The organism is Stenotrophomonas sp. S41 (assembly GCF_016624625.1).
Lineage (GTDB): Bacteria > Pseudomonadota > Gammaproteobacteria > Xanthomonadales > Xanthomonadaceae > Stenotrophomonas.
Genome location: NZ_JACVTV010000130.1, coordinates 1 through 11,299, shown reverse-complemented (window position 1 = coordinate 11,299; position 11,299 = coordinate 1). Strand labels below are relative to the sequence as shown.

The 11,299-nt window shown below is 68.5% G+C and carries 10 protein-coding genes and 1 tRNA gene; 2 read left to right on the top strand and 9 right to left on the bottom strand.

The window, feature by feature from the left end; genetic code table 11:
* Positions 1–139: 139 nt before the first annotated feature.
* The 6 genes from pgi to pcnB form a co-directional block, all read right to left on the bottom strand.
* Positions 140–1,654 (bottom strand): glucose-6-phosphate isomerase, encoded by a 1,515-nt coding sequence (gene pgi, locus IAE56_RS18915; RefSeq protein ID WP_200753594.1) that lies wholly within the window; start codon positions 1,652–1,654, stop codon positions 140–142.
* Positions 1,651–2,031 carry an aspartate 1-decarboxylase gene (gene panD / locus IAE56_RS18910; protein ID WP_006432456.1) on the bottom strand — a complete coding sequence of 127 codons (381 nt, stop codon included), beginning with the start codon at positions 2,029–2,031 and terminating at the stop codon, positions 1,651–1,653. Before panD ends, pgi begins: the two co-directional genes overlap by 4 nt.
* A 142-nt stretch (positions 2,032–2,173) precedes the next feature.
* Positions 2,174–3,013 carry a pantoate--beta-alanine ligase gene (panC, locus tag IAE56_RS18905; protein ID WP_108768509.1) on the bottom strand — a complete coding sequence of 280 codons (840 nt, stop codon included), beginning with the start codon at positions 3,011–3,013 and terminating at the stop codon, positions 2,174–2,176.
* Positions 3,010–3,825: a 3-methyl-2-oxobutanoate hydroxymethyltransferase gene (panB, locus tag IAE56_RS18900; protein ID WP_200753593.1), complete on the bottom strand. Its 816-nt coding sequence runs from the start codon at positions 3,823–3,825 to the stop codon at positions 3,010–3,012. The genes panC and panB overlap by 4 nt, the downstream gene beginning before the upstream one ends.
* 34 nt (positions 3,826–3,859) lie before the next feature.
* Positions 3,860–4,345 carry a 2-amino-4-hydroxy-6-hydroxymethyldihydropteridine diphosphokinase gene (gene folK, locus IAE56_RS18895; protein ID WP_200753592.1) on the bottom strand — a complete coding sequence of 162 codons (486 nt, stop codon included), beginning with the start codon at positions 4,343–4,345 and terminating at the stop codon, positions 3,860–3,862.
* A gap of 3 nt (positions 4,346–4,348) precedes the next feature.
* On the bottom strand, positions 4,349–5,728 hold the full coding sequence (gene pcnB, locus IAE56_RS18890; protein ID WP_200753591.1) for a polynucleotide adenylyltransferase PcnB: 1,380 nt from the start codon (positions 5,726–5,728) through the stop codon (positions 4,349–4,351).
* Between the two features lie 52 nt (positions 5,729–5,780).
* Between pcnB and IAE56_RS18885 the strand changes: the two genes are divergently transcribed.
* Positions 5,781–5,855: transfer RNA gene (locus tag IAE56_RS18885), tRNA-Glu, on the top strand.
* Positions 5,856–6,307: 452 nt separating this feature from the next.
* Here the strand turns inward: IAE56_RS18885 and IAE56_RS18880 are convergent.
* The 3 genes from IAE56_RS18880 to xylB are packed head-to-tail and all read right to left on the bottom strand — an operon-like array spanning position 6,308 to position 10,622.
* Positions 6,308–7,732 carry a sugar porter family MFS transporter gene (locus IAE56_RS18880; RefSeq protein WP_200753590.1) on the bottom strand — a complete coding sequence of 475 codons (1,425 nt, stop codon included), beginning with the start codon at positions 7,730–7,732 and terminating at the stop codon, positions 6,308–6,310.
* Between the two features lie 32 nt (positions 7,733–7,764).
* Positions 7,765–9,105, bottom strand: coding sequence for a xylose isomerase (gene xylA, locus IAE56_RS18875; RefSeq protein WP_200753589.1), 1,341 nt, complete (start codon positions 9,103–9,105; stop codon positions 7,765–7,767).
* A gap of 23 nt (positions 9,106–9,128) precedes the next feature.
* Positions 9,129–10,622, bottom strand: coding sequence for a xylulokinase (gene xylB, locus IAE56_RS18870; RefSeq protein WP_200753588.1), 1,494 nt, complete (start codon positions 10,620–10,622; stop codon positions 9,129–9,131).
* A 246-nt stretch (positions 10,623–10,868) separates the two neighbouring features.
* On the opposite strand from xylB, the gene fdxA reads away from it, so the two are divergent.
* On the top strand, positions 10,869–11,192 hold the full coding sequence (gene fdxA, locus IAE56_RS18865) for a ferredoxin FdxA (RefSeq protein ID WP_079221482.1): 324 nt from the start codon (positions 10,869–10,871) through the stop codon (positions 11,190–11,192).
* The last annotated feature ends 107 nt before the right edge of the window (positions 11,193–11,299 follow it).

Below are 11,299 nucleotides of genomic sequence, written 5' to 3'. Positions count from 1 at the left end.
GGGGCTGGCCGGGGGGGGGGGGGGGGGACCCCGCGGGGCTGGCCCCGCCGCTACCGGGCGGACATTACCTTCGCCGGACACAGCCCGACGCTACCGGCGTAACGGAGGGTAGCGCCGGGCCATGCCCGGCGGCCGTACCTCAGCGCTTCAGCTGCGCCAGGATCTCGCGGGTCATCGGGTCGGCAATCGCCACATCCTCGCCCTGCAGCGCCGGCAGCAGGCCGCTGGCCAGCTGCTTGCCCAGCTCGACACCGAACTGGTCGAAGGCGTTGATGTTCCAGATGACCGACTGCACGTACACGGCGTGTTCGTACATGGCGATCAGCGCGCCCAGCGCCTGCGGGGTCAGCGCGTCGAGCAGGATCAGCGTGCTCGGGCGGCCACCCGGGTAATCACGGTGCGGGTCATCGCTGCCCTGGCCGTTGGCCAGCGCCTCGGTCTGCGCCAGCAGGTTGGCCAGCAGCGCCTGGTGGTTGACCGTGTACGGATCATCGTTGTGCACGCAGCCGATGAAGTCGGCCGGGATGATGCTGGTGCCCTGGTGCAGCGCCTGGAAGAAGCTGTGCTGCACATCGGTGCCCGCGCCACCCCACCACACCGGCACGGTGTCGGTGGTGACCGGCTGACCGTCGCGCTGCACGCGCTTGCCCAGGCTTTCCATCACCAGCTGCTGCAGGTAGGCCGGCAGCAGCGCCAGGCGCTGGTCATAGGTCATCACCGCGTGCGTGGCATGGCCCAGCACGTTGCGGTTCCAGATGTCGGTCAGGCCGTGCAGCACCGGCAGGTTGCGCTCCAGCGGCGCGTCCAGCGCGTGCGCATCCATCTGCGCGGCACCGTCCAGCAGCTGTTCGAAACGCTCGAAGCCAATGGCCAGCGCGATCGGGAAACCGACCGCCGACCACAGCGAATAACGGCCACCCACCCAGTCCCACATCGGCAGCACGCGATCGGCGGCAATGGCGAAGGCCTTGGCCGCACGCTCGGGGTTGGCGCTGACCGCGTACAGGCGCTCGCTGCCACCCAGCCAGTCGTGCAGGATCTGCCCGTTGAGCAGGGTTTCCTGGGTACCGAAGGTCTTGGAAATGAGGATGCCGGCGGTCTTGGCCGGATCCAGCGTGGCCAGCGTGCGCTGCATGGCGGCGCCGTCCACGTTCGACACGAAATGCACGCGCAGGCGCGCACCGGTCACCGGGCGCAGCGCATCGGCCACCAGGCGCGGGCCCAGATCGGAACCACCGATGCCGACGCTGACCACGTCGGTCACGCCGCTGTCTTCCAGCGCGCGCACCAGCACGCCCATGCGCTGGCGGATCTCGCGCGCGGTGGCATAGGCCTCTGCCGCCACCGGCGCATCGACCCCGTCGCCACGCAGCGCGGTATGCAGCGCGGCGCGGCCTTCGGTCAGGTTGACCTGCTCGCCGCGGAACAGACGGGTGATGGCACCGCCGACATCGCGGTCGGCGGCGAGTGCCAGCAACGCCTGCAGCGCCGCGGCATCGTATTTCTGCCGGGCGAAATTGACGCACAACGGACCGACCCGCAGCGACAGGTCCTGCACGCGGCCGGGTTCGGCGGCGAGGAGGCTGGGGATGCTTGCGCCCTTCAGGCGCTGGGCGTGGGAATGCAGCGAGTCGAATCCGTTGTTCGTTGTCATGCGGCCTGGGTCGGGATCGTGTCGTTGGTGTGGGTGATCTGGTTGTTGCCGTCCACGTACACCAGCTTCGGCTTGAAGCTGTCGGCTTCCTGCTCGGTCATGCTGGCAAACGCAGCGATGATGATGATGTCACCGACCTGCACGTGGCGTGCAGCGCCACCGTTGAGCGACACCACGCCGCTGCCGGCTTCGGCACGGATGGCGTAGGTCGAGAAGCGCGCACCGTTGGTCACGTCCCAGATGTGCACCTGTTCGAACTCGCGGATGCCCGTGGCAGCCAGCAGGTTGTCGTCGATGGCGATCGAGCCTTCGTAGTTCAGCTCGGAATGGGTAACGGTGGCGCGGTGGATCTTGGTCTTCAGCAGGGACAGATGCATGGCACGGCACAACGCAAAGGAAAGCGGGGATTCTAGCACCCGCGCGGAGCGGGGCATCACGGCCGGCAACCTGTTCAGGTAGCGGGCTGGAAGTGGGGTCAGAGCCCTTTCCCACCGGGAAAGGGATCCGACCCCGCAGGCATCAGAATTCCAGGTTGTCGATCAACCGGGTGCTGCCCAGGCGGGCAGCGATCAGCGCCACCCGGCCGCCGCCGTCGAAGGTCGGCTCGGCCAGCTCGGGGGTGCGCAGCACCGCGTAGTCCACCTGGAAGCCGGCAGCCTGCAGCGCGGCGGTGGCATCGGCCTCGATCTGCGCACGCGTCTGCCCGGCCACATAGCCCTCGCGCATGCCCAGCAGGGTGCGGTGGATGGTGGTGGCGAGCGGGCGCTGGCTGGCATCCAGGTACTGGTTGCGCGAGCTCTTGGCCAGGCCATCGTCGTCACGCACGATCTCGGCACCGACGATCTGGATCGGGAACGACAGCTCGGCCACCATCTGCTTGATCACGGCCAGCTGCTGGTAGTCCTTGCGGCCGAACACGGCCACGTCCGGCTGCACCTGCAGGAACAGGCGCGCGACCACCGTGCAGACGCCATCGAAGTGGCCGGGGCGGCTGGCGCCCTCCAGTACTTCGCTCACGCCCGGGGCGTGCATCTGCGTGGTCTTGTCCACGCCCAGCGGGTACATCGCCTCGACGCTGGGCAGCCACACCGCATCGCAGCCGACCTGCTCCAGGCCGGCCACGTCGGCCTCGGGCGTGCGCGGATAGCGGCTGAAGTCTTCATTCGGCCCGAACTGGGTCGGGTTGACGAAGATGCTGGCCACGACCTTGTCGGCGTACTGCCGCGCCAGCGTCACCAGCGAATGGTGGCCACCGTGCAGGTTGCCCATGGTCGGCACCAGCGCCACGCGCAGGCCCTGCTGCTTCCACTGTGCGATCTGCTCGCGCAGCGCGCCGAGTTCGTTGAAGGTCTGGATCATTGGGCGTAGGCGTGCTGTTCGTCGGGGAAGCTGCCGTCGCGCACGGCGTCGGCATAGGCGCGGGTGGCACCGGCCACCGAACCGCCTTCGGCCAGGAAGTCCTTGACGAACTTCGGACGGCGGTGGCCGCTGTCCAGACCGATGAAATCGTGCATCACCAGCACCTGGCCATCGCACTGCGGGCCGGCACCGATGCCGATGGTCGGCACGTCGACGGCGGCGGTCACTTCGGCGGCCACCGGGGTCGGCATGCATTCGAGCACGATCAGCGCGGCACCGGCGGCGGCCACGGCCTTGGCGTCTTCCACCAGCTGGCGCGCGGCATCGCCACGGCCCTGGATCTTGAAGCCACCCAGGCGCAGCACCGACTGCGGGGTCAGGCCCAGATGCGAACACACCGGAATCTCGCGCTCGACCAGGTAGCGCACGATGTCGACCTTGAAGCCGGCACCTTCGATCTTGACCATCTCGGCACCGGCCTGCAGCAGCTGCAGCGAAGCCTCCAGCGCGCGCTCGGGGGTGGCGTCGGCGCCGAACGGCAGGTCGGCCACCAGCAGCGCACGCTGCAGCACGCGGGACACCGCACGGGTGTGATAGACCATGTCGGCGACGGTCACCGGCAGGGTCGAATCATGGCCCTGCACGACCATGCCCAGCGAATCGCCGATCAGGATCAGGTCCACGCCATTGGCGTCGAACGTACGGGCAAAGCTGGCGTCGTAAGCGGTCAACATGACCAGCTTCTGGCCATTGCGCTTGGCTTCGGCCAGTGCGGGAACGGTCCAGGGCTTGCTGTCTGCGTGGGTGCTCATGTGCTGATAACCGGGGGAGATAACCCGGTCATTATCACCCTATCGGCGCGATCCCGCAGGCATCGACCCGCACCACTGCATCCTGCACGCGTCCATGCCCGGGAATGGCCAGATCCGGTGCGATCTCGGCCAACGGCACCAGCACGAAGGCGCGCTCATGCAGGCAGGGATGCGGCACCTGCAGGCCGGGCTCATCCAGCACCTGCCCGCCGTACAGCAGCAGGTCCAGGTCGAGCGCGCGCGGGCCCCAGTGCACGGCGGGGTCGCGCACGCGGCCGAACTGCTGTTCCAGCGCGAGCATCGCCTGCAGCAGATCGCCGGCGGCCAGGGTGGTCTCGACCCCGGCAACCGCGTTGACGAACGGCGGCTGGTCTTCGTTGCCCCAGGCCGGCGTGGCGTACAGGCGCGAGGCCTGCCGCAGCTGCGTGCCGGGCAGGCCATCCAGCGCGGCGATGGCCGCGCGGACGGTGGTGACCGCGTCACCCAGGTTGGCCCCCAGGCCGATCCAGGCAAGGGTCATGGCTTACTCGGCGGCGCCGCCGGCGGCAGCACCGGTGCGACGACGACGGCGGCGACGCTTGCGCGGTGCCCCACCCTCTTCGTCGCCACCATCGGTGTGCATGGCATCCAGCGAGGATTCCAGCTCATGCCCGGACTGCGCCTGCGCTTCGCGCCAGAACGCCACGTCGGCTTCGTGCTCGGCCGAGGCGACCTGGCGCAGGGCCAGGAAGTCGAACGCAGCGCGGAAGCGCGGATGGGTGAGCGTGCGGAACACGCGCTTGCGCTGGCGCGAGCTGAAGCGCGACTGCAGCAGCCAGATTTCCTGCATCGGCAGCGAGAAGCGGCGCGGCAGGGCGATGGTGCTCAGCTGCTGCACGGTGACCCGGTCGGCGGCGCGACGCTGCGCCTCTTCCGGGGCGACACCCTGCTTGAGCAGGCTGGCCTGGGCACGGCAGTACGCCGGCCACAGCAGCAGTGCGAACAGGAACGCCGGCGAGACCGGCTCGTCGTTGGCCACGCGCGCATCGGTGTTGGCCAGGCCTTCCACCAGCATGCGGCGCAGCGCACCGGTACGGTTGGACTTGAGGGCCTTGGCGCTTTCGGGGAACAACACGTCGAACAGGCCGTAACGTTCCAGGCCTTTGAAGCTGGCGACGCCGTGCCCGGACAGGAAAAGCTTCAGCACTTCCTCGAACAGGCGCGCCGGGGCGGCCTCGTTGAGCAGGTTGGCCAGGTGCGGGATCGGCGCGGCGGTGCCTTCTTCAATCTGGAAGCCGAGCTTGGCGGCCAGGCGCACCGCACGCAGCATGCGCACCGGGTCTTCCTGGTAGCGCTGCACCGGATCGCCGATGAGCTTCATCAGGCGCGCCTGCACGTCTTCGAAGCCGCCGGTGTAGTCGCGCACCGAGAAATCCTCGATGGCGTAGTACAGGGCGTTGCAGGTGAAGTCGCGGCGGACGGCATCGTCTTCGATGGTGCCGTACACGTTGTCGCGCACGAGCATGCCGTTTTCCATTTCGCGGTCGCCGCTGCCGTCATCGCTGTTGGCGCGGAAGGTAGCGACTTCGATGATCTCGCGGCCGAAGACCACGTGGGCCAGGCGGAAACGGCGGCCGATCAGGCGGCAGTTGCGGAACAGCTGCTTGACCTGTTCGGGCGTGGCGTCGGTGGCCACGTCGAAATCCTTGGGGCGGCCATTGACCAGCAGATCGCGCACGGCGCCGCCGACAAGGTAGGCGCCGAAGCCGGAATCGCGCAGGCGGTACAGCACGCGCAGAGCGTTCGGGCTGATGTCCTTGCGGGAGATCGTGTGCTGGTCGCGCGGGATGACGCGCAGGCTGAACGGTGATGGAGCAGAGGAATTGATGTTGGCGCTTCCGGTTGAAGTTTCGGGATTGCCCAATGGCATCGAGGTGCATATACTAGCGCTCCTGCCTCGGCAGCGACAATTTTATGCTCCCTTCGTCTAGTGGTTAGGACGTGGCCCTCTCAAGGCTAAAACAGGGGTTCGAGTCCCCTAGGGAGCACCAGTCGCAGCAGCAGGAACCGAAAAAGCCCGCCTTCGTGCGGGCTTTTCCGTTTTCCGGGGTTTGTGGCTTCGGGTGCTTGGTCGCTGTGGCGCCTCTTTGCTATCGGCTTGAGCCGGCGGGGCCCTTCGGGCCAGGACACGCCGTAAACCCATCCCTGGGGGCTCGATGGCGCCATCCATGGCGCCAACGGTCCTGGCCCGAAGGGCCCCGCCGTCTCTGGACGGTTTCCTGCCCGCCGCGGCAGACGTCGATCACTGCTTCGCGGCTTCCGCACACACCATGAAACTGTCAGGAGGGGGCAGGCCGCCCTCTCCAGGACCGTTGGCGCCAGGGATGGCGCCATCGAGCACCATGGAGGGGATTTTGCGTGTCCTGGAGAGGGCGGCCTGCCCCCTCCCCCACGTAGCCGGGAGGCGCGAACGGATCGCCTCCGAAGCCGATGCCGAAACGCGTCAGCCTTCCATCTGCTCCAGTTCCTTGCCCTTGGTTTCGCGCACGTAGCGGACCACGAAGAAGATGGAGAGGAAGGCTGCGACCGTATAGATGCCGTAGGCGCCGGCCAGGCCGATGCCGGCCAGCAGCATCGGGAAGGTGACCGTGATGGCGAAGTTCGACGTCCACTGCGCCGCACCGGCCACCGCCAGCGCCGAGCCGCGGATCTGGTTCGGGAACATCTCGCCCAGCATCACCCACATCACCGGGCCCCACGACATGTTGAAGAACACCACGTAGACGTTGGCCGCCACCAGCGCCAGCCGGCCCATGCCGTCAGACAACTGCAGCCTGCCATCGACCAGGCTGCCGCTGGCAAAGGCCACCACCATCAGCGCCAGCGCAATGGCCATGCCGACCGAACCGACCCACAGCAGCGGCTTGCGGCCGATGCGGTCGATCAGCAGCACCGTCACCAGGCAGGCACCGATGCTCAGCGCGCCGGACAGCACGTTGATCAGCAGCGCGTCGTTTTCCGAGAAGCCCACCGCCTGCCACAGCACCGCGCCGTAGTAGAACACCACGTTGATGCCCACCAGCTGCTGCAGCACCGCCAGGCCGATGCCCACCCAGACGATGCTGCGCAGGCGCCCGGTGGTCTTTTCCTTCAGGTCGGCAAAGCTCGGCCGGTGCTGGTCCTGGGCCAGGCTGCCCTCGATCTCGCTGCGCTTGGTGCGGGCCTCGGCCGCGCCGTACAGCTTCACCAGCACCGCCTCGGCCTGCGCCTGGCGCCCCTTGGCGACCAGGAAGCGCGGGCTTTCCGGGATGGCCAGCAACAGCACCAGGAACAGCAGCGACGGAATCGCCTGCATCCAGAACATCCAGCGCCACGCCTCCTGCCCCAGCCACAGCACCTCGGTGGAGGCACCCGCCGCGCGGGCCAGCAGGAAGTTGCTGAGGAACGCCGCGAACAGGCCGCTGATGATCGCCATCTGCTGCACCGTGGCCAGCTTGCCGCGGTAGCGCGCCGAGGCAACTTCGGCGATGTAGGCCGGCGACATCACGCTGGCCGCACCCACCGCGAAGCCGCCGACCATGCGCGCGGCCACGAACAGCCACGAGGCATGCGCCGCGCCGGCACCCAGCGCCGACAGCAGGAACAGCACCGCCGAGATGATCAGCACGCTGCGCCGGCCCAGCAGGTCACCCAGGCGCCCGGCCACGAACGCGCCGATCGCGCAGCCCAGCAGCATCGATGCCACCTCGAAGCCCAGGGCCGCCTCGCTGGAATTGAACGCCTGGCGCAGGCCGTCGACCGTACCGTTGATCACGCCACTGTCGAAGCCGAACAGGAAGCCACCGAGGGTGGCCACGCAGCTGATCAGGACGATGAAGGCAGTGTTTTCGCCGCGCGTGCCGGCGTTTGCAGGAATCGCTGTGGACATTGGGTCTTCCGCGAAAGAGGTGGGCCGGCCGCTCAGCGCAGCAGGTACTGGTTCAGCAGGTTCTCATAGGCTTCCTGCCGGCCGCTACGCTGGCGCGGTTCGCCAGCCTGCTGGGCGTGGGCGCAGAGGTCGTCCAGGCTGAGCTGGCCGGCGGCGAAGGCCTGCCCCGGGCCGTGGTCGAAGCTGGCATAGCGCTCGCGCCGCCACGTCTCCAGCGGCGAGGCCTGCAGCAGCGCATGGGCCACTTCCAGGCCGCGGGCGAAGGCATCCATGCCGCCGATATGGGCCAGGAACAGGTCCTGCGGGTCGGTCGACTCGCGGCGCACCTTGGCATCGAAGTTCAGGCCGCCATGGCCCAGCCCGCCCTGCCGCAGCACCACCAGCATGGCGCCGACGGTGTCGTAGAGGTCGGTCGGGAACTGGTCGGTGTCCCAGCCGTTCTGCGGGTTGCCGCGGTTGGCGTCGATGCTGCCCAGCAGGCCGGCATCGGCGGCCACCTGCAGGTCGTGGGCAAAGGTATGGCCGGACAGGGTGGCGTGGTTGGCCTCGATGTTCAGCTTGAAATCGCCGTCCAGCCCGTGCTCGCGCAGGAAGCCGACCACGGTGGCGCTGTCGAAGTCGTACTGGTGGTGCATCGGCTCCATCGGCTTGGGCTCGATCAGGAACGTGCCCTGGAAGCCGATGCTGCGGCCGTGGTCACGGGCAGCGGCAAGGAACCGGGCCAGATGCGCCTGCTCACGCTTCATGTCGGTGTTGAGCAGGCAGGCATAGCCTTCGCGGCCACCCCAGAACACGTAGTTGCTGCCGCCCAACGCCACGGTGGCCTCCAGCGCCGCACGCACCTGCACCGCCGCGCGCGCCACCACCGCGAAATCCGGGTTGGTGGCCGCGCCATTCATGTAGCGCGGGTGCGAGAACAGGTTGGCCGTGCCCCACAGCAGCTGCATGCCGGTCTGGTGCTGGCGCTGGCTGGCCAGCTCGACCATGTGCGCGAGGTTGGCGCGGTACTCGCCGATGTCGTCCGCGTCCGGCGCCAGGTCCACGTCATGGAAGCACCAGTACGGCACGCCCAGCTTGGTGAAGAACTCGAAGGCGGCATCGCAGCGCGCCTCGGCACGGGCCAGCGCGGTATCGCCGTGGTCCCACGGATAGGCACGGGTACCCGGCCCGAACGGGTCCTGGCCGGCGCCGCAGAAGCTGTGCCAGTAGGCCACGGCAAAGCGCAGGTGCTCGGCCATGCTGCGCCCGCCGATCTGCTTCTGTGCGTCGTAGACCTTGAACGCCAGGGGGTTGTCGGAGTCGCGACCCTCGAAGGGAATGCGACCGATGCCGGGGAAGTACTCACGCTGACCAACATGGAACGGGGTTGCCATGGACGATGCTTCCTTCTTCGGGATCAGGGCAGGCGCTGCTGGAACAGCGGCGTCAACGCCTGCAGGTGGTGGACGAAACGCTGGTAACCGGCCTCGTACGCGGCCGCGCGGGTGGGATCGGGCTGGGCGGCCAAAGCGGGGTCGAACTGCAGGTGCGCATCGACCAGGTCGGCCAGCGCCTGGCCCTGCCCTTCGCACAGCCACAGCGCCTGCAGCGCGGCCCCGAAGGCGGCGCCTTCGGCCTGCACCGGCACGGCCACCGGCAGCTGGAACAGATCGGCGATCAACTGGCGCCAGGCCGGGCTGTTGGCACCGCCCCCGGTCAGCACCAGGCGCTGCCCGCGCAGGCCGCCTTCAACCAGCGCGTCGTAGCCGAGGCGCAGGCTGTAGCTGGCGCCTTCCATCGCGGCGCGGTAGAGGTTGGCCGGGGTCAGGTTGTGCAGGTCCAGCCCATGCAGGGCGCCGCGCGCCAGCGGCAGGTCCGGGCTGCGCTCGCCATTGAAGAACGGCAGCATCACCAGCCCATCGGCGCCGGGCGCGCTCTGCGCCAGCAGGGTTTCGCACTGCGCTGGTGACTGCCCCAACAGTGCGGCCGTCTGGCCGGTGGCGACCGTGCAGTTCATCGTGCAGATCAGCGGCAGCCAGCCGCCATCGGAAGCGCAGAACGCGGCCCAGCGCCCCTGCGCATCCACGCAGGGCGTGGCGCGCCAGGCGAACAGCGTGCCCGAAGTGCCCAGGCTCATGCTCAACCGCCCCTCGCGCACCGCGCCGGTGCCGATGGCCGCCATCATGTTGTCGCCGCCGCCGACCGCCACGCGGGTATCGGCCGGCAGCCCCAGCAGCGCGGCGATCGCCGGCAGCAGGGAGAAGCCCTGTTCCGGACCGACCAGCGGCGGCAGCAGCGCGGCCAGGTCACGCCGGTCGTCGGTGGCGGCCAGCATCGCCGGCGACCAGTCGCGCCGGCGCACATCCAGCCAGCCGGTGCCGGAGGCATCACCGGCCTCCATGAAGCGCTGGCCGGTCAGCCATAGATTCAGGTAGTCATGCGGCAGGGCGATGCCATCCAGCGCCGCATCCACCTCCGGCCGGTGCTGTCGGGTCCAGCGCAGCTTGGAGGCCGTATAGCCCACCCGCAGGTCGTTGCCGGTCTCGGCGATGCAGGCCGCAGGCCCGCCCATGGCGGCGGTGATCGCCTCGCATTCGGCGCCGGTGCTGGTGTCGCACCACAGCTTGACCGGGCCCAGCGCGCGGTTGTCGCGGCCCAGCGGGACGAAGCCGTGCTGCTGGCCGGACACCGCCAGCCCGCGCACCCGCGCCCGCACCGGCCCTGGCAGGGCCTGGATCGCCTCGACCAGCGCCTTCACCCAGTCGGCGGCGTTCTGTTCGCGGCCGCCATCGGCCGTCGCCGCCAGTTCCAGCGGCCGTGCCTGCTGCGCCAGCATCGTGCGTGCCGCCGCGTCGTAGGCGATCACTTTCACGCTCTGCGTGCCGGCGTCGATGCCCAGATACACGCTCATGCCCTGCCCGTCCCTGCGATCCGCACTGCTTCACCGCCAGATGTCCACCGATGGACATCGAGTCTGCCGGGGGCTTCCCCGGCTTGGCAATGTGCAGTGCCGCAAAGTGCTGCTGCGCGGTGGCCGCATGCCCTTGCCGCCTGTGCAGAATCGTCAGCGCGCAGGGTGCCGGTGCGTGCAACGGCAGCGCGCGCGTTCAACCTGTTCTAGAATTGTCCGCTTGAAGACGGATCTGCCTCCCCCCTTATGCCCTTTGTCGTCACCGAAAACTGCATCAAGTGCAAACACACCGATTGCGTGGAAGTGTGCCCCGTGGACTGCTTCCACGAAGGCCCGAACTTCCTGGTGATCGACCCGGACGAGTGCATCGACTGCACCCTCTGTGAGCCGGAGTGCCCGGTCAACGCGATCTTCCCGGAGGACGATGTCCCGGCCGGCCAGGAAGTGTTCGTGGGCCTCAATGCCGAGCTCGCCAAGGAGTGGCCGGTGCTGACCGTGCGCAAGGATCCGCCCGCCGATGCCGGCGAGTGGGACGGCAAGCCGGACAAGCTGCCTCTGCTGGAGCGCTGAGAAGCGCCTGCTGCGGCAACGAAAAGGGCGCCTTGCGGCGCCCTTTTTTGTGGGTCTGACCCGTCCTGAATTGGGTTGACACCTTTTCCCTCTGGAAAAGGAATGTT